This window comes from Micromonospora wenchangensis, from assembly GCF_002210435.1.
Classification (GTDB): domain Bacteria; phylum Actinomycetota; class Actinomycetes; order Mycobacteriales; family Micromonosporaceae; genus Micromonospora; species Micromonospora wenchangensis.
Map to the genome: position 1 here is coordinate 75,970 of NZ_MZMV01000020.1, position 25,366 is coordinate 101,335.

The following is a 25,366-nucleotide window of genomic DNA, read 5'->3' on the forward strand; positions in this document are numbered from 1 at the left end:
GGGGTGGTCTCCGGTGGCGATCGAGGTTTCGGCCGAGATGGCGAACTTCCTGCGCTTCCTGATCGGGGAGAAGTTCCCGAGGGCCGACGAGACCAACCTCTTCGCCACCGCCGAGGCGCTGCGACGGGCCGCCGAGCAGGTGGTCACGTCGGCCGAGACCTTCGGTGACGGGGTACGGGCGTACCGGGCCGGGGTGAACGGGCAGGCCGAGGACTCCTTCGTCGACACGATGGAGCGTTACGTCCTGCACAGCCCCGGCTACCTCGGCCTGGTGTCGAAGTACACCAACCGGATGGGGGACAGCTACCGGGGCACCGCCACCGAGGTGCAGTACGCCAAGCTGATGATCATCGCGTCGTTGCTCGCGTTGATGCTGGAACTGCTGGCCGCCCTGGCGATCGCCTGGATCAACCCGGGCGCCGCGCTGGCCCGGCTCGCGGTCGGCAAGGTGATCATGCGGATCATCTTCCAGAACGTCACCACCCGGGTGCTGTTCCAGGTCGCCATGGCACAGGCCGTCGGGATCGGCCTCCAGACGGTGATGGACCGGCTGGTGCAGCTCTACCAGATCCGCAACCACACCCGCGACGGCTGGAACGACGAGCTGACCCGGGCCGCCGCCGAGGTCGGTTCGCTCGGCGGCGCGGTCGGCCTCGGCCTCGGCGGGCTGATGCAGGGCCTGGAACGGTTGGCCCGGTCGACGAACATCGGCCGGCGGGCCGGGCTGACGGCCTCGTCGAACCTCCCGGACCCGCACGGGTTCCGGCCCGGCGAGGCCGCCCAGGAGGTCATCAACGAGGGGGTCAGCGAGTGGCTGACCGAGTTCCTCTACAACGGCATGACCACCGGCGAGTGGGAGGCCGACGGGGCGGCCGTCATCGCGGGCGCGGCCTCGGGGATGGCCGGTGTCGCCGGCACCGCCATCGGGCAGCAGTTGCACCGGGCCACCGGCGGGGACCGGGACCGCACGGCGAAGCCGACGGTGTCCGCCGAGCCGAAACCGCCGGCCGTCGCGGGCACGGCGGTCGAGGAGCCGCTGCCCCCGTACGACCCGGTCCGGTTGCCGGCGTACGACGGGCCGCCCTCGTACGCCGACGCGGTGACCGCCGTGCCCGGCGTGGGTGCCGCCGCGACCGGCGGCACCGATGGCCCGGGCCGGGGCGGTACGGGTGCCGGGCCCGGTGGGACCGGACCGACGACCCGTACGGGTGCCGGCGACGGCGACGTGGCCGCCCGACCCCGTCGGGCCGACGCCGGGTCGCCGCCGCCGGACCCCGCCGGACCGCAACCGGTGGACCCGGCCACGGTCACCGCCGCTGCCCGCCCCGACCTGCCGGCCCCGACGGGCCCCGCCGCCGCGTCCGGCCTGCCCGTCCCGTCGACCATGACCGGCCCGGCCGGCGTGACCGGCCCGGCCACGACCGGTCCGGCCACCGTGGCCGGCGTGCCGCCGTCGGCCGGATCCGCCGGGTCCGGCCTGACGGGTGCGGGTGCCGGCCAGCCGGGTGCCGCCGGGGCGGCGGCCCGCAGCGGTGGGGCGGGTCCGGCCCCGGTCACCGGGGCGGAGACCGCAGCCGGCGGCGCAAGGCCGTCCGGACCGGCTGGCACCACCCCGGGCCGGCCGGCCGCCGGGTCCTGGCCGGGTGGACCCCAGCCGGTCGGGTCGGCACTGACCGGCAGCCTCGGCGCGCAGGTCGCGGGTGGCGTCGGCCCACAGGCGGCGGGCAGCCCCGGCTCGCCAGCGGCGGGTGGTCCCGGCGCACCGGTGGCGGCGGGCGGTCCCGGCACGAGGGGGGCGGGTGGCGTCGGCCCGCAGCCCGCCGCCGGCCCGCAGCTGGTGACCGGCGCGCCGTCGGCGGTGGACCCGCCGCCGGTGGGTGGGGTGACCGACCCCACCGTGGCCGTCGCCGGACGCCGGGCCGCCCTGGAGCGGCGGCTGAGCGAGGTGCTGCCGCCCTACGACGGCACGGCGGCCGACTGTGTGCTGCGGCTGACGGCCGTAATCGACGGGCTGTCGGCGGCACCCCGGGCGAGCCGGGACGACACCACCATCGACTCCGTGCGCCCCGAGCAGGACCTCGCCGCCCGGCTGGGCGTCGACTGGCAGCTGGTCTCCGACTGGGACCAGATCGTGGGGTCCGTGGGCCGGGCCGGCCCACGGGCCCTGGCGGCGGTGCTGGTGGCGCCTCCGAACGCCCCACGGCACGCCTTCGCCCTGGTCAACGACGGCGGTGAACTGTTCTGGGTGGAGACCCAGGCCAGGCCCGACCGGCGGGTCCGGCCGGTCGGGGAACCGCCGGAGCTGCCGGTGGGCGCGCGGGTCATCCTGCTCGACGGGCAGGGTGCCCCGATCCGGTCCGCACCGGACGCCACGGCGACCGTGGACGCCCTGCTGGACCCCGCCACCACCCGCCGGTACGGCAGGTCACGCCCGGAGGCGGCACCCTCCACCGCGACGCCCCCGCCCGTCACCGCGACCGCCCCGCCCGTCACCGCGACGACCGCGACCGCCCCGCCCGCCGTCACGTCGACCCCGGTGGTCGTGCCGCCGGCCGAACGGGCCACCGGGTCGGACCTGCCGGCCGACCTGGTGCGGGTGCCGGCGGACGGGCGGTGCCTGCTCTTCGCCGTACTCACCTCGGCACCGGGACAGGTGGCGCAGCGGTTGGCGCGGGCCGGGCTGCTGACACCCGTGCTGCGGAGCTGGCTGGCCGACACCGACCGGGTACGCGCGGAGGTGGGCGGGTACGCCGAGGCGTACTCCACCAACCTGACGTCGGTGCCCGAGGACTCCCCGGCCGACCTCGTCGCCACCGCCCTGGCCACGCTCGTCGCCGGCCATCTGCACACCCACCGGGACACCCTGCCGGCCCTGCTCCCGGCGGTCCGGTTCGCGCTGGCCGACCAGGAGCGGGAGAGCCCGGACGTGGCGGCCCGCGCGGACCGGCTCGCCGAGCTGCGTCGGCAGAACCCGGCCCTGGCCGAGGTGACCGACGACGACCTGCACGCCCGGTATCTCGACGGGTACGCCTTCGACACCGGTCCGTTGACCGATGCCGAGGTCGGGGCGTTGCAGTCGGCCGTGGCGAACTGGTCGACCTCCTGGCGGGAACCGGTAGGTACGGCGCTGCTGCCGCTGCTGGCGGACGCCCTGGACCTGCCGCTGAGGGTGCGTAGCCGCCGCGACGGCCGCGAACGCGCGGTGTACGGCCCGCCGGACGTCCCCCCGGTGACCATCTACCACAACGACGACGCCCACTACGACGCCTCGTCGTCCAACCCGGAGGTCACCGACCTCCCCGACCTCCCGGAACCCCCCGCCTCACCGGAGCCCGACCAGCCCCGGCCGGAGCCCGACCGGATCCCGGCGGAGCCCGACCGGTCGGCGGATCTCGACGACGTCTACGGGCCGGCGGTGCGGGCGGGACGCATCACCCCGGCGGAACGCGACGAGGCCGGCGACGTGCGGCTGAATCCGCTCTGGTACCGGCTGGCCGACTTCCCGGCCCACCTGCTCGACCCGGCGCGGGCCCGCACCTGGCTCTACGTGGTGGCGCAGGACGGCGAGGTCTACCTCGGCGCCGCCGACGCCGCTGCCGCGATGCGGCAGCGGGACTTCCGGGCCCTGCTCGCCGGGATGCGGGAACGCGACCCGGAGCTGACCGCCGAGCGGCTGCGCGAGCGGCTCGGTGGCCAGGGGCACGCCGGCCTCGCGGTCGGCTTCGACGCGCGGGGCCGGGCCATCGAGCGGCACGCCCGGGTCGGCGGCGAACTCACCTGGAACGAGGCGACCGGCCGGTGGCGGGTCGACGACCGGTCGGCACAGTTCATGGGTGCGGCCCGTCCGGCGGCTACCCCGGAGCAGGTCCAGGGCTGGCTGGACGCCGTCGCGACGGCGGTCGGCGAACGGTTCGACCTGCCTGTCGTCGCGACCCGGCGGGGCACCGGGGAGCCCGGTCCGTACGACCCGGTCACCATCGACTTCGCCGAGGGCGAGCGGGTGGCCGGCCACGGCCGGCGGGCCGAACTGGACGCGTTCGTCGACCAGGTGGTCGCGCAGGCCCGCCACGCGTGGGACGACGACCGGCCCCGGGTGGTGCGGGTACGCATCGAGGGCGGCGGCAACGGCTCCGGGCGGCTGCGGCTGCGCGCCGGCCGGACCGGCCGGCGGCGGGCGACCTCGCTGGCGGAACTGGTCGGCGCTCAGCTGGCGGCGCGGTTGAAGGCCGAGGGGATCCCGCTGGGGATGGTCCGGGTCGAGCAGACCAGCCGGGGAGCCGGCCGGTCGACGAGCCCCGGTGGTACGCGGCGGCCGACGACGCCGCAGCAGCGTCGCCGGGCGGTGCTCTGGACCGAGCCGGGCCCCGCGTTCACCGACCGCGTCCGCCGCCTCGCCCCCACCGGCCGTGCCGGTCGGGACCGGGTGGGTCGGGACCGCCGTCGGCTGCGTATCCCCGGCCGGTCCGCCCCGGGGCGGCTGCGGCAGCGCGCGGACGGGAGCTGGTGGGTCGGCGGCGGCCAGGTGGTCGTGCACGACGTCCCCGGCCGGCCGGGGAGCATCGCCCTGCTGCCGGCCCGGGAGTGGGACCGGCTGGCCGGCGACCCCCGGCTGCCCGACGCGACCGACACCGTGACCGTGCTCGTGCACGGGGCCGGCGACCGGTTCCGGGTGCCGCTGCGCCACCCCGACGGGCGGACCAGCGACACGACGCTGACCGCCGACGAGCTGCACACCCTGCTGGAGTCCCCCGAGCGGGACGGCCGGCGGCTGGCGCTGCTGTCCTGCGCGGCCGGCCGGACCGGCGCGCGGGCTGTGCAGCGCCTGGCCGACCTGCGCGCCACCGACGTCGTCGCACCCGAGGGCGACCTGGTGGTGACCGGCACTGCGGGACACCTGCCGCTGTCGGTCGACGGCCGACCGTGGGCGCTGTTCGTCCCCGACGGCACCGGGGCCTGGGACGTGGTCAACGACGAGATCGCCGACCCCGCCGTGCCGGATCGGCCGTTCGCGGCCCCCTTCGCCGGCTACGCCAGCCGGGCCGGGACCGCCGACGGGAGCGGCGTACGGCTGACCAACGCGCCGTTGCCGCCGACCGAATGGGACCGGGTACGCATCGTCGGGGACGGCCTCTGCCTGCTCAGCGCGGTCGCGGTGGCGGTGCCGGAGGCGATGACCGGCATCGTGGGCATGCCGCCGGACGCGCTGGACCGGCTGCTGCGGGTCCGGCGTACCCGGTCACACGACGTCGATCTGGGTGACATCGACGCGGCGTTGCGCGAGGAGATCCGGCGGCGGGTGGCCGACCCGTCACCCACGATGGTGGAACTGTTCAACCACGTGGCCACGACCTGGCTGTTCCCGGAGGGACACGACGTGCAGGCCACCCTGCTCGACGTGGTCGACACCTGGGACTGGCGGCGTCCGCTGCCCGTCGAGGACGGCACTGCCGCCGGTGGCCGGGCCGGTGACGTGCTGCCCCTGGTCATCGGCGCGGCGCTCGACCGGCCGGTGTGGCAGGGCCGGGTCGACCCGCCGTCGGCCACGGTGCTCTGGCCGGACGGCACCGGCGAGCCGGTCCGACTGCTCTACAACGGACGCGACCACTACGACGCCTGGGTCCCCGCCGCCGTCGCGGCAAGCGACGACGGACGCGCCGTCGAACGGCCGGACAGCGGCAAGGGCCCCGGCTGGCTGGGGGTGCTGCGCACGCCCCGGCAGCGGGGTGTGCTGTGGCCCTGGGACGGCGACGACGAGTCGATGTCGATGGCCACGCTCATCCGGCAGGTCGACGCGGTCGACCTGCCCGGCGAACACCTGCTCGTCCTGCTCGCCGACGAGAACTACGCCCTGCTGTTCGGCGACCGGGTGCCCCCGGGCGGGGTGTTGGGCACCGTGTTCGCCGGTGGTCCCCCCGGGGCGCGGTGGGTCGCGGCCACGACCGTCGACCCCCGCGCGCCGATGGTGCTCACCGTGGTCAGCGACAACGACGAGCACGCGGTGGCGTTCGGCCGGGCCGTCGAGCGGGAGCTGCGGCACCGGCTGGACGTGGGGCTGCCGACACCGAGCCACCTGAGTGTGGTCACCATGTCCACCAACGAGGTGCCGATCGAGCCGGTGCGCCTGCCGCGCCTGCGTTTCCGGCTGCCCGCGCCGCCTCCCGGTCAGCTCTCCCAGGTCCACCTCGCCGACCTGCCCGCCCGGATCCGGCAGGCGTACGTCACCCCACCCGGTTACACGGAGGGGACGCTGCTCGGTGCCGCCGCGTGGCGCGAGGGGCTGCCCCCGTTCACCCCGTCGGCGGCCCCGGAGCCGGTGGTCACCCCGTCGCCCGACGACGCGCCCCCCACGTACGGCCGGGTCCAGCAGGACCGGCGGCACGAGGAACGGGTGCGGCAGGAGGAGGAGTTCCGGACTGCGGCGGCCCGGCAGGCGGAACGGCTCGCCGCGGAGGTCCCGCCGGACGGCCCGGTGCGGCGGGTCACCGTCCCCGACACCGGGCTGGCCGACGGTCTGGGCGGGCACCGGGGCTGGCTGCTGCACGGCGGATGGCCACCACCGACCGACGGCCCCACCGGGGCGGACCCGGTGGAACTCGCCGTGGCGGTCCCGAACGACGCGGTCCGGCTGGTGCGGGTGTCGCTGCCCGCCGTCGAGGACCAGCCGGCGCTGGAGGTGCAGGCGCTGGTCGAGCCGCCGGGGGCGGCGGTCGACGTCGAACCGCACCTGCTGCCCGTGCTGTCGATGTGGCGCAACGACTTCACCGACGGGCCGGTGGCCCAACCGATCCTGGACCCGCCCGAGATGGTCCGGCGGGCCTGGCTGTACCTGATCGACGACACGGAGCAGACCGAGGCGGCCACGATCCGGGCCGAGCGCGGCGACGACCCCGACGCCGAGGTCGACCGCGAGATGCTGCGGGCCCGCGTGCTGGCCACGGTCCGGGAGACCTTCTGGGAGACGTTCGGGGAGAGCCCCGCGTACGCCGCCGGGTTGACCGCGATGGTCAGGCTGCCCGGGGACATGCCGCTGCCCGACTACTGGACGGTCGGGCCGGTCCGTGAACTGATCATGCGGTACCCGTGGCGGATCCTGTCCACGGAGATCGGGTCGTACGTGCAGCGGTTCGGTTGGCGCAACGCGCACCGGATCGTCCTGCAACCCGGTGTGCTGGACGGCGCGTCGGACGACGTCCTGGTCACGCCGGACGGCGTCCGCCACCACGCGACCGACTACCTGGCCCGGCTGGCCGGCACCGACGGCGGTAGCCGGGTGCTGATCCTCCCCGACCTCGACCACGCCACGGCGGCGCAGTCCGCCTTCGTCCGGACGGTACGCGCCTCCGTCGTCGTCGTCCTGCCGACGCTGCTGCCCGTCGACGTCCAGTGGACGGTGTCCGGCAGCAGCGCCGGCACCGGCACCGAGGTGGACATCCTGGTGGGCACCCTCGACGAGGCGCTCGCCCGGGCCGTCCTGCACGCCGCCGACCCGGTCGAGGGCCGGCGGTGGGCCGAGATGCTGCTCGCCGACCCCGACCTGCGGGTCGGCGAGAACGGCGACTGGCTCACCGAGATCTTCGACAGCGCGGTGCTGACCACACCGTACGAACCCGTGCGTTTCATGGTCGACGATGGGGAGCCGGTCGACGCCGGGGAACTCCGGTCACGGCTACGGGACAGCGGGGTCATGCTCGTCGATCCGTACCGGCTGCCGGAGCACCGCGTGCTGATCGAGATCACCGATCCCCGTCCGGAACTCGTGCAGTACGCCCCGGTCGACCGGGGCGGCACGCGACTGCGGCGGTTGGTCGTCGACGGCAGTTACGCCGCCGAGCATCCCGACACCTGGCGGGTGGTGGACGAGCCCTGGTCGCGGATCCAGTCCTGGCTGGCGATCCTCGACCCGGACCGCACCTATCCCTGGGACCCGTTCCTGCTGGCCCTGGCGTACCGGGACGGGCTGATGCTCCCCGTCGACGAGCGGACCGGCGCGTGGCCCGGGGCCGGCCACCGGTTCGTCCCGGTGCATGCCGCCGCGCTCGCCGAGGTACGGGAGGTGTTCGCCGGCCGTTCCCCGCGCGACGGGGTGATCTGGACGACCCAGGGGGAACCCCGCGGGACGCTGCTGCTGGTGGACGAGGGCACCCGGGTCATCGTCGACTATCCGATGGTCCACCTCGTACCCCGGCCCACGGCGGCACGGGCGGCGGTGACCGTGCCCGACGCCGAGGACCTGCACGACCGGGGGCTGGTCGTCGCCGTCGGGCAGCTCGACGGCGACCGGTTGACAGGTGACGGCTGGGAGGTGACCGCCGACGAGCTGATCGACAGCGAGGCGTTGCGGGCGCATCCCCGGGTCGTCCTGCTCGACCGGTCGCCGCCGGTGGACAGCCCGTTCGTCCAGCGGCTGCTGGCCCACGGTGTCGGCGTGCTCGCCCCCGACGCCGAGCTGGCCGGGTGGACCGCCGTCTACCAGCTGCCCGGCTGGCAGGTGGAGCTGACCGGCCCGGACAGCGCCGACCTGCTGCGCCGACTCCGAGTCGAGTTCGACTCCGTGGTGCTCGGCGCCGCCACCGCCCACCACCGGACGCCGGCCCAGACCGGGCTGGTCCGCGCCGCCTTCGACCTGCTCGGCCGCCCGTACGGGCAGGAGGTGGTCGACGGGCACCTGCATCTGCACCTGAACCGCTGGGCCACCGCCGAGGCGTTCGCGGCGGACGCCGGCCGCGACGGGATACTCCTCCTCGGCGGTCCGGACCAGCACGGGCACGACCTGACGCTGTGGGTGCCGGTCGAACAGGTCCGGGTGTTCCCCCACTGGTCGGGCGAACAGCTCTACCTGGTCACGGCGGACCCGGCCACCGTCGCCCCGGTGACGGACCTCATCCGCGACCGGCTCGCGACCGCCCCCGTCGTACGGTGGACGCCCGACCTGGGCCGGGCGGCGCGGGCGGCGGACGTCGGGTCGGCCGCCAGCCACCAGGTCAGCCACGGCGGCCTGCCCATCGCGCCCGACCACGTCGGGAACCTGGTCGAGACGGTCGACGCGCATCCGTCGTGGCGGACCGTCGCCTGGACGGTCGACGCGCAGACGTACGACGACGCCGAGGCGTTGGTGTGGCTGGGCGCCGGGATGGCCGCCCTGGAGCTTCCGGTCGACGACACGCAGACCGGCTTCGCCGTGGCCATGCCGTCGTGGGCGGTGCCCGCCGTCGACCGGTACGACAACGGCGTGGTGCTCTGGTCGCCCGGCCGCACCGGCCTGCCGGCGGCCCTACGCGCGGCGTTCCGGGTGGCCGTGGCCCCGGTGTCCGAACTGGACGACGTCGTCGACGGCGTCCGGGCGGGCGACCAGGCGGCCGACGCGGTCGCGCTGCTGATGGAACGGCTGCCCGAGGGCACCCGGATCGTCGTGGTGCCCGGGGAGTTCGACACCATCCAGGAGATCCCGGTGATCTTCGACTCGGTGTTCGCGGTGGTGGTCCGGTCCGAGGCCGGCGACCCCGGGACGTGGACGGGATACTGGCGGGTCGAGGGGGAACAGCGGATCGCCGTGCTGACCGGCGCCGACCTGTCCTACGTCATCGCCGGCCTGGCCGCCGAGGATCCGCAGGCCAGGCCGCTGTACGGGCCCGGACCGCAGGTGCTGGCACTGCCGCAGGCCGCCGTACGGTTCCTGGTGGAGGCGACGGACGACGCCGGCGACGACGGTCCGCCCGGCGCCCGCGCCACCGACGTCGCGTTCGTGGCCGCCGACGAGATCACCGCCGCCGACCACCTCTACACCCTGCCGCCCGGCGCGGCCTACCGGGTCGTGGCGCCCGGTCCGGACGGGGAGGTCGTCCTGCAGGGCTGGGCCATCGACGGCGAGACGTTGGCCGCGGCCGGGCACGACCTCCTGGTGGAGGACGAGGGTCCGGTCGGCGCGGTCCTGGCGAGCGAACTCGCCAAGGAGCAGAGCCCCGAGGCGCGGACCCTGCTGCTCGAACTGGCCCACCTCGTCGGCATCGGGCACCTGGTCACCGACAACCCGCTGCGCCGGCACGGTCTCGGCCCCGTCGACCGCACGTTCGTCCCCGACTGGGTGGCCCCGGTGGGCGTGCCGGTCGGACCGGCCTGGTGGGTCGGCACGGACGTGGTGGCCATCGAGATCACCGCGGCCGCCGCCGGCCAGCTCCCCGCCCGGCAGATGCTGGCGTGGGACGTCGAAGACCCGGACCAGCTCAGCAACCCCCTGTTGCCGCCGCAGTTGATGGCGGTGCCGTACCGGGACGGGCCGCTGGTGCGGCTCCTGCCCGACCAGATATGGGCCCTGGGGCTGGGCCCGCTGCTGGGTGAACGGGGCATCCTCGTCGAACCCGGCACGGTGACCGCTGCCGGGGTGACCACCGGGCGGCCCGACGGGCGCGGCGCGCTGCCCGCCGCCGCGTACCGGGCGATCCTGCCCGAGACCAACGCCGGCATTCCCGTCGTCGTGTTCCTCGACCACGGCCCGGAGGTGGAGTCGTTCGCCCGTGCGCTCGCCGCGCAGGCAGCCGTGGCGCTGGTGCGGACCGACGACGGGCTGTGGCGCGCCCACCGTGCCCGGCCGGGCACCGGCGACACCGACGAGCTGACCGATTTCCAGGCGTTCCGGCTGGTCGGCAACGCGGTCGCGGCGGTCACCGCCGACCTTGCCGAGCTGACCGGACTGGTCAACACCCGGGGCCGCGAGCTGGGTTCGCGGGCCTGGCTGGACGGGGTCGGCGTGTTGCGCCGGCTGTCCGGCCTGCCGGTCGGCACTGCGCGGGACCGGGCCGAACTGCTCGCCTCGGCCCTGTTCGGGCTGGACCGGCTGCGGGCCGCCGTCGACGGGGAGCCCGGCGGCCGGTCGGTGGGGCACGTGCTCACCCGCCTCGGTCTGCCCGGTCCGTCCGGGCCGGACCTGACGGTGCTGGCCCGCCGGCTCGGCGCGACGCCCACCCCGGTGACGGCGGCGGCCCTCGGCCTGCTGCCGGCCAACGCGGTCGCCCCGGTGTGGCGCGACGACGCGGTGGCCCTCGTCCACCGCGCACCCGACGGTGCGTTGACGCTGGTCCTGCCGGACGCCGGGCCGGATGCCCGGCTGACCGCGCTCGACCCGGACGAGCTGCCCGGCCCGCTGACGATGCTGTTGGACCGGGGGCGGACGGTGGCCGTCCGCGTCGCGACCGGGGAACGGGTCCTCGGCGGTCAGGCCGCACCCGACCGCGACTCCGACTCCGACTCGGATTCCGGCTCGGACTCGGGCTCCGACTCGGATCCTGGTCCCGACCAGGACCAGGACCAGGGCCGGGACCGGGAGCAGAATCCGGACCAGGACCCGGACCCGGAGCTGCCGTCGGAACCGTACCCGTACTCGTACTGGATCGGGGATTCGGATTCGGAGTCGGGACAGGACCCGGCTGCGGCGCAGGACCCGGGAGCGGGGGAGCAGCCGACCCCGCCGGGCACCCCGCACACCGCACCGGTGTCCACCGGATCCCCGACGGACCCCGTCCCACCCGGACCGTCGACGGCGGCGGTGGACGCCGTGGGGGAGGCGCTGCGCCGGCTGCCGGCGGCCCGCCTCGCATCCGGCCGGCAGGTCCGCCGGGGCCGGCCGTCGCTGACCCGGCTCGCCGACTGGGTCGACGCGGTGCAGGTCGACGAGACCGCCGCCAGCACGGCCAGCTCCCGGATCCGGGCGGTCGCCGCCTACCTCGTCCTGCACGGCCGGATCGGCGACCTCACCGTGACCGCACCGGCGGCGACCCGGCTCGGCCTGGACGGGTTCCACCGCGCGCTGGGCGGACGACCGGTACCGTCGGACGTCACCCACCCGGGGGCGGCGGTCCAGGCATTGACCCGCCGGCCGGGGACGATGCTGCTGGTCCACGACCAGCCGCCGGACGCGCCCGACCGGGTCTTCTGGCTGGTCGCCGACGACCGGGACGGCGTGGTCACCCCCCGGGTCGTCGACCCCGCCCGGCCCGGCGTGTTCGCCCGGTCCGCCGTCGACGACCCGGTCACCGCCGCGGCGTTGACCCGCGCCGGCACCACCGTGCTGGCCGTGGACGCCCGGGGCGACGCGATGGACCTCGCCGACTTCCTGGCCCCGTCGCCGGCCGGGCTGATCGCGGCCGCCGCCGACCCGACGCTGGTCGTGACCGACGCCACCGACCTGCTCCGGGCCATGGTGCGGCTGGTCGACGGCTACTACGGGCGGACCCCCCGCACGCTCGACGCGCAGCTGACGGTGACCCCGGAGACGATCCCCGGCACCCTGGCCGCCGCGCTGGGCGGACAGTTCGAACCGCTGCACGACGTCGAGGCCACCGTCGACGCCCTGCGCGCCGCTCCGGGCTCGCTGGCGCTGGCCTACCTGCCCCGGGCCGGGGAATCCGGCCGGCTGCTCATGTTCGTCGCCGAACCGGCGCTGGCGACGGTGCCGGCCCAGCTCACCGTCGTCGGGGTCGACGTCGCCGACCTCAGCGACGCCGACCTGACCGCCGCACTGTCCGGCGGCCGGGCCCAGGTGCTGCTGCTCGACCCGACCGGCGGGGCCCGCCAGGTGCCCGGCCGGCAACCCACCGCGGAGCAGGTCACCGCCGTCCGGACCGCGATCACCGCGCAGCCGCTGCTGATCGGGGTGCCACACACCGCACACCCGGCCTGGACCGATGTGCTCCACGCCCGGGTGACCAGGCGGCTGCGCACCCTGGGCGTGACCATGCCCACCGCCCGCCCCCTGCTGCGCGCCCTGGCCACCGACCCCACCGAGTTCCTGCACCACGGCTCCGGCCACCCCGTCCGCGTCGGCCGGGAGCGGCGCTTCGCCTGGGTACGCCTCGTCCCCCGACCGACCGACGCCGACGAGGTGCGCCTCGCCCCCGGGCTGGGCGGCATCGAGGACCGGCGGACCGCGACCGTGTCGACGTCGGCGTGGGCGCAGCCGCAGGCCGCCACCGCCCGGGTGGTGGTGCCGATCCCGGCCGGAGGCGTCGGGGTGACCCTGCTCGGCGGGGTGCTGAGCAGCCGGGCGGTCCGCACGATCGGGCAGTCCCTCACCACCGGCGACAACCAGATGATGATCGGCGTACCCGACTCGTTCCTCACCCGCAGCGCGGTCGTCGTCCAGGTGGAGATCACCGCGCGGCCCACCCCGCCGGCCTGGGCGGCCGTCCCGGCGACCTGGGTGCCCGCCGACGGCGACCACTTCTGGTTCCGTACCCCCGAGGTGCTCGCCATGATGCGGCCGGTCCGCGACGGCGACCCGCTGACGGTCGGTCCCGCCGCCGCGGCCTTCCTGCGCGACGCGAGCTACACCACGCACGTCGTCGACGACGGCGGGCTGGCCACCACCGCGCTCACCGGCATTCCCGAGGTGACCCGCCGCCGCGGGAGCAACCTGCGGCTCTGGCGACTCTGGGGCGGCCAGCGGGCCGTCGACGCGGTGCAGCCCGGCGCGGCCGGTCTCACCGCGACCAGCTCGTCGTGGCTGCGGCGGCCCAGCTACGCCCAGGGAGTCCGGCCCGTGCTGCGGCTGACCCGGCTCACCCCGGTCGGTGAGCTGCCCGAGTCGGCGCTGCTGCGCGTGGCGGCATCGGTCACCGCCGGTCAGTCGGTGCAGTCCGCCTCGGACCGGGGTGGCTTCCTCGCGGCGCTGATCGGCCGGGCGTTCGGCCTGTTCCGGCTCGCCGTCGGGCCGACCGTCTCGGTCGTGGACCGGCGCGCGCAGGCCCTCGCGCCGCAGTTCGAGAACGTCACCGGGCAGGAGACGGGCGACCACGTGCTCGGGCTCTACCTGGCCGAGTACACCGGCACCGTGCAGTGGAGCATGTACCGGTCGGTCACCCGGTCGCTGGCGTACCGGGGACTGCGGCACGGGCCGCGACCGGTGACGGTGCGTACCCTGCTGGTCGTCCCGCAGCAGCAGGTGGCGGCGCTGGGCGACGTCGCGTCGTCGGCCCGGCCCGACCGTGACCTCGTCGCCCTGCTGGCCGGCACCGTCGAGAACGACCCGGACGACCAGCGCACCCTGCCCGACCACCTGTGGCGGGGCGACCGGCTGCGCATCGGACGCGGCTTCCTGCACGGCGGGGACCTCGTCGCCGGCCTGGTCGCCGGGCGGCTGCGGCAACTGCTCGCCGACGAGCGCAACGCCGCCCACCGGCGGTACCTGCCCGACTGGAACGACCCGAAGGTGCAGACCGCCCGCATCCGGCGGGCCCTGGACCGGCTCGGCAACGAGGAGCACCTCGCCGCGCAGAACAGCCCCGGCCGCTACTCGGCGCGACTGCTCGGCGTCGCCGACGGTGAACTGCTGATCGAACTGCGGGTCCGCGACATCCTCTCCGGCCGGACGCTTGAGGTCCGGATCGGGGTACGCCGCCGCGACCCCGACACCGCACCGCGCTACCTGGGCCGGCGGGGCACCCACCCCGACCCGGTCACCGCCGACGTCCCCGAACCCACCGACAGCGAGTCGGGCGAATCCGAGGACGACGAGCCCACGGTGAAGCTGCGGACCAGCCAGGGCCGGGCGCAGGCGGCGACGGACCGGACGGCCCGCACCGTCGCCACCGGCGTGCAGGCCACCGCCGCGGTGGGCAGCGACGCGATCGGCGGGTCCGCCGGGATCGGCCTGCGGGCGCAGGGCCTCTGGCGGGACGTCATCGAGGTGACCCAGGGCAGCCAGGCCGGTGTCGTCGGCATCGGCGGGGGAGCGGTCGCCGTCTTCGCCGACCACGTCCGGTTGGAGCTGTCGGCGTCGGTCGTCGTCGAGTACCGCGGCTATCTCGTCGACGCCTGGCGGTGGCTGTCCGACCGACCCGTCCACGCCCGACCGCTGAGCTTCGCCGGGAACCACACCGTCGACCTCGAACTCGGTTTCTCGGTGCCGTTCACCCAGACCGTCGCGGTCGGACAGCCGCCACCGGTCGTGCTGCCCACCCCGGCCGGCGGGCCCAGTGCGGGCATCGTGCTGCGCGAGGCGCTCGGCGAACTGCTGCCGCCGGAGGTGACCCCGCAGCGGCAACGGCTGCGGAACCTCGGCGCGGCACTGGCCCAGCACACCGTCACCCACCACCTCCACGGGCTGCCGGAGCTGCGCACCCAGCTCCTGGACGCGTTGCGGGCCGCCACCGCGGACTACATGGACGCCGGGCACCTGCCCGGCGGCGCGGGCGGTCGCCGCCGGGGCACGGCCTTCAGCGGTGACATTCCCGGCACACCCCTGCACCAGTGGCTCAACGCCTTCGTCGACCAGGGGCACCTGGCCGCGCTGCTGGCACCGGCCACCCAGCAGCCCCAACCGGTGCACGCCCCCAGCGTGGTCGTCGGCGACGACGTGCCGGTCACGGTGTTCGTCTTCGCCGAGGTGACCGGACACGACCAGACGCCGTCCGGCGCGGTCACCGGCGACGGGTACGAGAGTGCCGTCGCCGGCTTCGCGGTGCGCCGTTCCGCTGCGGAACGCGGCGCGCAGGTCCGGCTGGAGGCCGGCGGGGGCGGCGCGGCGTGGCGGGCGGCGGAACCCGCCGCGCCCACCGGCCCCTCCGGAGCGACACCCGGGGGTCAGCCCCCCGCCTCCAACCCTACCCAGCCGGCCAGCCGGACCCCCACCCAGCCGCCCGCGACGGTGGCGCTGCGGTTGTTCGGCCGGCGGCAGGTCGAGTGGATCTCGGGTGAGACGGTGCTCGCCGCCGCCGAGGTCGAACGCACCGTCAAGCACTCCGAGTCCCGGACGGTCCTGCTGGGCGTGCACGGCCGGCTGCGGGTGCACCTCGCCGTGGTGCTCACCGAACCCAAGTGGGTGCTGCCCGACCGGACGTTCACCCGCTACCGGCAGGTCGGCGACGTGTCGCTGCTGGGACAGATGTCGGTCGAGGAGTACCGGCGGGCCGTCGGCACACCCACCGGCGGCTGGCGGCTGCCCCGTCAGGTCACCCCGCCGGCGGTGCAGGTGATGCACCAGACCAGCCGGCTGGTGGACACCCCCGCCATCGGCCAGGCCATGCTGGGCTGGCTGCGTGGCCTGCGCCTCGGCGGGGACGAGGGGATGGAACTGGTCGGCCACGACCGGAACACCGCCCTGAACGTCAGCACCGTCCTGCACCACACCGACCCGGTCACCATCGCCGCGCACCTCGGCGACCTCTTCGACGGCGGCCTGAGCTTCGTGCTGCGCTACCCGGGCCTGCTCGGCCGCCCGGCGGTGCAGATCATCGTCCGGGCCGTACCCGCCGACGTCCCGGCCCGGGTGGGTGAGCTGCGCGCCGGCACCGGCAACCTGGAACTGAGCACCGTCAGCGAGGTCGGTGGCGGTCACCAGTCCGGTGAGGCGGTCACCGACGAGGTGCTCCCGGTGGCGCACCTCGGGGAACGGGCGGCGCTCAACGCGGTCGGCACCCTCGGCCGGACCGCCGCCGGCCGGACCAGCGACGTCACGGTCAGCCGGGCGGTGACCTCGGTGGAGACGCCCGGCCCGTGGCTGCCTGTCGACTACGGCCCGCAACGCCTGGTGTTCACGGCCCACCGCCGCCGGCAGGAGATCGGCCGCCACGAGATGACCGTCCCGCTGCGCACCGAGACGGCCGCCGAACACCTGAACCTCACCTACCGGCCGGTCGGCCCGGCCGCCGTGCTGCCCGACCCGACCGAGGTGGTCGACGCACCGCTGACCGTGGACGGCCCGGCCGGGCCGCTGCGGCTGGTCACCATTCCCACCGACAACTGGCGGGCCTGGCGGGACGGGGCGGTTGCGCTGCCCGGCCAGTTCGCCGCGCTCGGGTTCAACGGGGCCGCCGCCCTCCAGGCCGCCGCCGTGCGGGCGCTGCGGATCGTCGGCTCCGGGCCGCTGCCCGGCGCGCCCGGATCGACCCTCAACCACCAGCTGATGACCCTGCTGGGGCGGACCCACCTGTGGGCGGCGACCCCGCACCGGATGGCCGGACCCTACGAGATCGCCCTCACCGACGGCTACCGCCTCGTCCTGCACACCCGGGTCACCTCGGTCCGGCTGGACACCGTGCTCGTGCCCGCCGAGGGACTGCGCGGTGGCGGCGGGGCCGGTCGGCACGGCAACGCCCGGCTGGTGGCCCGCGCCGACGCCGCGCTGCCCGACACCCTCGGCACGTCCGTCGGGTACGTGCCGGCGCTCGGGGTCTCGGTGCCCGGCAGCTCCGGCCAGCAGGAGAGCACCGCCCACCGTACGGACGTGCTGGTCGGCGGACTCGTCGACGAAGGCGCGCAGGCGAAGGTGTGGTGGACCACCGAGACGGTCGTGGTGGCCGAACACACCGACCTCACCGGCACCCGCCGTACCGCCGTGCAGGTGACGCTGCCCGACTCGCAGCCGGTGCTGGTCGACCAGGTCGACGTCCTGGACCACCTGCTGGCCGGCGGCACGTCGGGGGACGGCCCCGTGGACCGGCTGCTCGTCACCAGCTACCTGGAGCAGGCGGTGCACGCCGCCGAGCAGGCGCAGCAGGCGTTGAAGACCTGGCGGGAGCTGGAACGTATCGCCCTGGTGGCCGGGTTCCCGGGCGACGCCGACTCCGCCGCCGGCACCCTCGCCCGGGCCGCCGCCGGCAACGCGACCGAACGGGCCGAGGCGGAGGCGGCGGCGCACCGCCGGTGGCTGGAGGCCCGCGCCGAGGTCGAACGCCTGGTTGGTCTGGCCGTCGGGCACCTGGGACGGGGCCCGGCCACGGACCCGGTCGCCGAACCGGCCCGCCTCCCGGCGGTCGACGACACCGACCCGGCACCCTCCGTCGCACGCCCCGCCCCGGCTCGGCGGGACGCCCCCGCCCGGTCGCCCGTCGAACAGCCGGACGACCCCGCCCGGTCGGCATCGGGTGGGTCGGACGCCCCGTCGGCCGTCCCGACGCCGCCGGTCCCGGTCGGGGTGGACGCCGACGACCGGTTCACCGCGCTGCCGCCCCCCACCGACGGGGAACTCGTGGACGTCGACCGCACCGGTCTGTGCCTGCTCGAATCCGCTGTGGTCAGTGCCCTGCCCGAGGTGCGGGAGCTGCTGCCCGGGTCGTACGGGCGGGACCTCGACGAGATCCAGGCGTGGCGCGACGGCCGCCGACCCGTCGACGTGACCCTCCCCGCCCACCTGCGGCCCGTGGTCCTGCGGGTCGCCGAGGGGCTGCGTGCCCGCATCCACTCCCTGCTGGTGACCGGCCGGCTCGCCGAGGTGGAACAGGTGATCGCCGACGGCGGACTGCTGGGCCGGGATGTCCGGGCACAGCGGCGGGTACGCGTCCAACTCGCGCGGACCGTCAACAGGTGGCAGGCGGACTGGGCGGCCGACACCGGCGACTACCTCGTCCTGTTGGTCGGAGCGGCGCTGCGCCGGCCGGTGGTGCTGGCCACCCCCGTCCCGTCGGCCCGTCCGGCAGGCGACCCGAGCGCCGGCTCGCGGTCCGCCGGCGAGGCGCAGGCGACGGTCCGTGATGAGGCAGCCGACGACGCGCAGGCGAACGTCGGGGGCTGGTCGATCCGGACGGTCTACAACCCGCGCTTCGACGGTGCCGAGGCCCGGATCAGCGAGGGACCGGTGCTGCTCTACCTGGCAAACGGCCACTACCGGGCGTGGCTACCGGAACCGGACGTGCTCGATCTGGCCCGGACCAGGGAGGAGGCGCTCGAGCTGCCCCGCCCGGCGGCCGGCCTCTGGCGCGGGACCACCGATGCGGCGACCATCCGATCCACCACGACCGGGAGCGACCCCGGATACGGTGATGCGGACAGTGACGCCGTGTTCAGCGGCGCGGAGAGCGACATCGTGCCCAGTGACGCCGAGAGCGACGCCGGGTCCGACGCTGCCGTCCTCGGCAATCCGGGCAGTCATGCCGGCGTGGCCCGCCCGGCCGGCCGGGGACGGCACCCGTTGACGCTGGCCGGGTTGGAGACGGCCGTGCAGGAGACCCTGGACGTGCAGGCCGCCGTCCCTCCGGCCGGCTCGGTGACGGACTGGCGCCCGCCCGAGGATCCGTTGTCGTGCCTGGCTCTGGCCCGTCGGTTCGCGGCCGTCCTGCATCCGGGCATCGACGGGTTCGTCCGGCCGGGGCTGCGGGTCGGTCGGACCCGGGACGACGCCGCGATCGGCACCCGGTGGGCCGGCGACTTCGCCGGTGACCGGTCCGACTGGTCGGTGGTGGATTCCTGGACGCAGATCGAGCGGGCACTCGTCGCCGCCGCGCCCGGCACCGCCGCCTTCGTCCTGCTGGAACGCCCCGGCAGCGCCCCCGGGCACGCGTTCGTGGGGTACCGGTTGGACCGGGAGACCGATCCGGTGCGGTGGGTGCAGTTCGGCGGCGAGCGGGGGGCGGCGCTGCTGCCCGGGGCGGCGGCGGACAACCGGCTGCCCCGGCTCAACGCCCTCGGCCCGGAGATCGCCGCCCGTGCGGTCCTGGTGGATCCCGAGGGTACGGTCGATCCGGCGGCGCTGGTCGACGCAGGGACGTCCGTGCCCGTCGCCTCGACCTCGGTGGCACGGGCGATCGTGGACGCGCCGGTGAACCGGACCTTCCTGGGCCACGGCTCGGAGTTCGAGTTCTTCGAGACGCTCGACCTCAGCGCGGCCGCCGACATGTTCCCCGGAGCCACCGACAAGACGCTCCCCGACCTGGCCCGCACGAGCGCGCTCGCCGAGGATCCCGCGGGAACGACAGCCATCGAGGTGGAAGTCAAGACCTACTTCCGCGACAGCGACGACGGGAAACTCTACCGGCGACCGGCCCCGAAGCGGACCGAGGAGGTCGCCGCCATCCTGGAGGTCATCGTCGGCGTCGTACCCGACACCGACGCCGAGATGGACGCCCACCACGGCGGCGAGTCGTTGTACCCGGCCATGACCGCGTTGGGTCAGGCGCTGTCGGCGCTCACCGGGCCCGTTCCGTTCGCCCAGCTCCTGGGCACGGTGCAGGCCGCCGGCCACCTCTCCCAGGTGGTGCTGACACCGCTCGGGCGCAAGGTGAACGTCGGGCCGCGTCCGCCGGACAGCGAGCCCGGCGCCCGGGTGCACCACAGCATCGGGGTCCCGCTCGCCGGTGCCCACTCGTTCCTGCGCTACGTCGCCCGGCACACCTGGCGCAGCCCGACGAGTGTGTCCCCCTCCTACGCCCGCCCGCACCTGCAGGACGCGTTGTCCTTCGCCGACACCGTGGCCGAGCACTTCGCCGACGGGGGCGGCAGTCCCCGGGACGTCGCGGAGCTACGAGGCTTCGCCACCGTGCTGTACTCCAACACCGCAGGCGTCGCCGGACGCTGGCTCCACGAGGGTCTGGTCAAGGAGAACGTCGCGGCACTGTCCCGGCAGGACATGCGGATGTTGCTCGACTCGTTGTCACCGTCGGCGCAGGCCTACTTCCAGGCCAACTTCACGGGGATCGCACAACTGTTCCGCAGGATGTTCACCGACCGGATCCCGGATCTCGAAGAGCGCTTCAAGGCGAGGAACGGCGCCGAGCTGGCCGGTGACTTCTTCCGGAACATCGCCTTCGTCGACAAGAAGAACGGGAACAAGGAGCAGTCGATCATCGACTACCTCCGTGGAGACGTACGACAGCATCTCGGGTACGGCGGGATGACCGTGATCGACGGTTTCGACACCTCCAACGGCGCGCTGCCGCTGATGGTGCTTGAGGTCAGGTACTTCGGCGCGCAGCACGTCGACGGCGCCACCGCCCAGGCGGAGGCAGCCGCCCTGCGCCGGGAGGCCGGGGCGGCCTTCGACGAGGCGCTGCAGGTCACCGGCACGACGGTGGAACGTCCGGGGGGCGTCCAGCTGGCCCTGCCCGACCGGGAACTCTGGCCGATGTGGCGGCACGCCGGCCCGCCCGGCCTGCTCACCGTCGAGTTGCCGCTGTACACACCGGACTGGTCGCTACGCCCCCTGTTGCCGGTTTCCGACGAGGTGACGGCGATCCGGGTCGTCCAGCACGTGGGCCTTCCCGAGCACTACGTCTTCCTGCAACGCCTCGCGGACCTCACCGGCCGACCCGTCTACACGTTGGCCGAGGAGGCGACGCCGAGGTGGGATCCGGATGCGGGGGAGCTGCGGGTCGACTGGCCCGACGGCACGCGGCCCTGGCTGGAGTTCCTGCCGGCGCTGTACGACGCCGACAGTGACCGGGCAATCCGGCGGGGAATCGACCCCGACGGGGTGCTCGTCCCGCTGGACGACCGGGTCGACCTGCTGGATCCGACGACGGTCCACCTGAACCTGTTTCCACCGGACGTGGCGCACGTCCTGCCGCCTCTCCTCGGCACCGAGGACCCCGACGTGCTCGACCTCGTGCCACTGATCCAGGCGACCGACAGCCGCCAGCTGGTCTTCGCAGGTCCCGACGCGCCGACGTACCTGCCCGGCTGGGCGACGACCGTCGTCGAGACGGTCATCGCCCAGTCGACACCGGTCGCGGGTCTCGTCCTCGTCGGGCACCCGCTGCCGCACGCGGCGGCGCAGACCCTGGTCGACGTGCTCGGACAGGCGGTGGCCGAGCGGCCGGGACTTCTCGTCACACCGGTGGTCCTCACCCACGGCGCGGACATCGACATCTCCAAGCGTGCCGGCGCGGCCCGGATGGTGTCCACCACCGACGGCCTCGGCGGATGGCGGGTGTTCCGGCCGGACCAGAAGGGCCGTACGAGTGCCGTCCCCGACGACCTGCGCGCGGTGATCACCACCCCGACCGTGGCACCGGAACAGCCGCAGGGCACCGCGGACCCGCTGCTGCCCGGGCCCGACGGGGTGGAGGAGGCCCCGCCCCGCCCCGACCCCGGCACGGTGCCACGCGGGGACGACGAGCCGTTGGAGTGGACGATCCGACGTGCGATGGCACAGGTCGCGGTCCGCGAACACCACTGGGTCGACCCGGTCAGCCGACCCGGCCCCGCCCGGGACGACCGCTACGAGGTCGTGTCGCGGTTCGAGGCCCGCCGGTTCCTTTACGGCGGCCAGCCGGTGACCGACCTGACCGTGCGGGTGTGGCTCGACGGCGACAACGGTCGGGCGATGTTCGACGCCCTCGAACGGGGGGTGCACCGGGTGTTCAACAGCGGCGCCGACGCGACGGCGTACCGGCTGCCCAACGGATTCGGCGACCTGCTGCACGTGACCGTGGAGCGGGCCGCCTCCCCGCAGGACGCCCACCTGCGGGTGCAGGTGATCGACGAGGGGCCGACCGACCAGTTCCACTGGCGGCACGACGCCCTGGAGGAGGAACTGGTACACGAGTTCGCCCACCAGCTCGGCCTGCGCGAGGAGTACCGCGACGACACCGCGCCGCACCGCCCGAACGTCCCGGGCAGCCTGCTCGGCGACCTCGCGGGTCTCCCCGCCGACGCCCTGTCCGACGAGGAACGCGCGGCGCTGTCCGACGAGGAGAAGGCCCGGCTGCGGGACATGCGGTGGGCCGGGCTGCGGTCGCGTCACCTCCACCTGCTGGCGGCACTGGTCGGCGAACCGGACGCCGACGGGGAGTACCGTGCGGTGGACCCGGTGCTGCGACCGATCGGTGTCGCGCCCTTCGCACCGCAGACCACGACGGACCAGCCGGGGCAGCAGCCTCCGGCAGCCGATCCGGCGGTTCCGCCGGTCACGGCGGCCCAGCTGCACCGCACCTGGCGGACCCGGCCCGAGCGCCTCGACGTCGAGGCCCCGGTCCGGATCGCCGCGGACCACGCCGTCCGGGCGGTTCTCGACCGGGTGGAGCTGCTGCACCGGCCGTGGAACCTGGAACTGCTCGGCGACACCCCGCCGTCAGCGGCCGTCGGGGACCACCAGCGGCTCACCCCGGCCGAACCGGTCAGTGACTGGGCGGTGTTGACCGGACCGACCCGCGACGCGATCGCCCGGCGGGCCTCACTGGTCACCTCCTGGTTGGCCGGCCTGCCGCAGCCGGCGACCGCCGGCACGGCCTTGGAGTTCGGTCTGGTGCTGGGTGTGCCCCCGGAGCTGCTCGCCGACTCCCGGGACAACGCGGTGGCCCGCATCCTCGCCGACGCCGCCGCCGACTTCCTCCGGGCCCAGCTCGACGCCCGGCCTCCCGTCGGGATGCTCCCGGTACGGGTCGTCGTCGAGGTCACCGGTTTCGACGGGGTCGTCGACGGGGTCCGCGAGCAGATCCGGATGCAGATCGAGCTGTCCCTGCGCCGGGTGCTCCCCGGCCCGGCGTACGCCGACGATCCGACGTCCGGCCGCGCGGTCGGTGGAGTCCACGACGGTCGGGACCTCCGCAACGACGTGTTGCTGCGCGTCACCGAGGCGCGGCAGGCCCTCGCCGGGCTGCCCGCCGGGGAGCCGGAAACCGCGGCGGCGGTCGTCGTCCACCAGCTCGGCGGCGTCCTGGTCCGGCTGCTGCCGGTGCTCGTCACGCCGGCCCTGGCCGCCCCCTTCGCGGCCCACGCCGCACAGGTGCGCGGTGTGCTTGACGATTTCCGGTGGCTGGTGGGCCGGTGGGCACAGCAGTGGCGGACCGGCGACGTCGAGGTCGCCGGGCTGGTCACCCGCGCCACCGGGACGCTCGATGCGATCGCCGAGCTGACGCCGCTGATCGAGCTGGCCCCGGCCGCCCATCGTGACCTCGACCTGACCCCGCTGGTCGACGGCCACCAGGCGGACGACGCGGACCACGTCGCGGCGCTGGCCCGGTTCCGTGCCGAGCTGACCCGGCTGCGCGACGCCACCGGGATCGCCCTGGACGGGCCGATCATGCAGGTGTACGGCTGGCAACTGCTGACCCAGGCACTCGGGGCGCTGTGGTTCGGCGTGACCGGGGGCCCCGAACCGGTCGCGGCCGGACGCGTCCTCGGGGCTGCCGCTGCGGCGCTCGACGCGTACCACGAGGTGGTCGGCACGCTCGGTGCCGGCACCGCCGACCTCGCGGCGTTCGACCGGGCCGCCGAGGCCGTCGGTGCGCTGGCCGGCTGGCTGCGTCCCCGCTCCGACCCGGCGGCGACGGACCGTGCCCTCGCCCGGCTCGACGACGCGCTGGCGGTGGTGGGTCTGCGCACCGACGCGCAACTCGACCGGCTCGCCCTGGACACCCGGGAGGCGATGCTCGACGGGCTGCTCGACGCGGCGACCGCCGCCCTGGACACGTTCCGGATCAGCCGCGACCCCGGCCGCGGCGCGCTCGCCGGGATCCCCGGCGCACCGGGCCCGCTCGCCGACTGGATGACGCTGCTGCGCACCCTGCAACAGATGAGCGCCCTCTGGAACGGCGGGGAGCCGGACCGGCCCCGGCTGCGTGCCATGCACCGCCTCGCCGGGCAGGTCCGCGACGGCATCGCGGCCGGTCGGGCCGACTTCGTCCGACTGGCCAACCGGGAGGATCCCGGTGGCGACCCGCGTGCGGTGTCGAACCGGATCCTCGACGCGCCGGCCGGCGGGGCCCGCCCGCCCGTCCCGGTCCGACCGGCGGGGGGTGGGCCCGGCCCCGGGGCGGCGCGGCCCGGCCCCGGTCAGGTCCTGCTGCATCTGGTCGTCGAGGTGCCCCGGGGGCGGCAGAGCGGGTCCGCGGAGGCGGTGTCGACCGACCTGTACCAGGACCCGGTCACCGGACGGGTCCAGATCACGACAGGTGACCCGTACGCCCCCGTCGCCGTGTTCACCCGGCCGGAAACCGCGTACGGGGTCGCCCGGGGGATGGCCGAGCACCTCGCGCAGGTGGGTCTGCCACCCGGCGACGGCCCGGTGGTACGCCGGTTCGTCGTCGACACCGACGCGTTCACCGCCCCGGACGACGCGCAGGTGTACGTCTTCCCGGCCCGCGACTTCGCGGCCCTGGTCGACCGGGCCGAACCCGGCTCGCTGGACAGCTACGCCGCCGACCCGGAAACGGTCGACGACACCACCCGGGCACTGGACACGCTCGCCGCCGCCGACACCCCGGTCGTCACCGTCGACGAGGCCAGCCGGATGCTGCCGACGCAGGAGCCGAACGCCCGACACCGACCGCGCCCGGAGCCGGCCCCCGTCACCACCGACGACCGACCTGCCGGCACCGCCGTCCCGCCGGTCGTCGATCGGGACGCCGGGCCGGCTGCCGCCGTCGCGCCGGGCAAGGTGCCGACCGGTCCGGTCCTGACGGGTACGGTGCCGCCGGGCGCGGTTCTGGCGGGGATGGTCCTGGCGGGGGTGGGCCTGCCGGAGACCATCGTCGTGCCGGGACTCGGTGACATCCTGGTCGCCGGACTCCCCGGATTACCGGTGTACCCGCCCGGCGCGCGGTCGACCACACCCGCCCCGGTACCGGACCGCCCCGGCAGCCCGCCACGCCGTCGACAGCGCACCCCGCGACCGGCGGCCGATCGGGGGTGAACCGGCACGCCCCGCCGGCCGTTGTGGGGG

1 protein-coding gene is annotated in these 25,366 nt (G+C 75.5%); it reads left to right on the forward strand.

The features are described from left to right. The first annotated feature begins 13 nt into the window (after positions 1-13). Positions 14-25,336, forward strand: coding sequence for a WXG100-like domain-containing protein (locus tag B5D80_RS14270; RefSeq protein WP_088644347.1), 25,323 nt, complete (start codon positions 14-16; stop codon positions 25,334-25,336). Positions 25,337-25,366 lie beyond the last annotated feature (30 nt).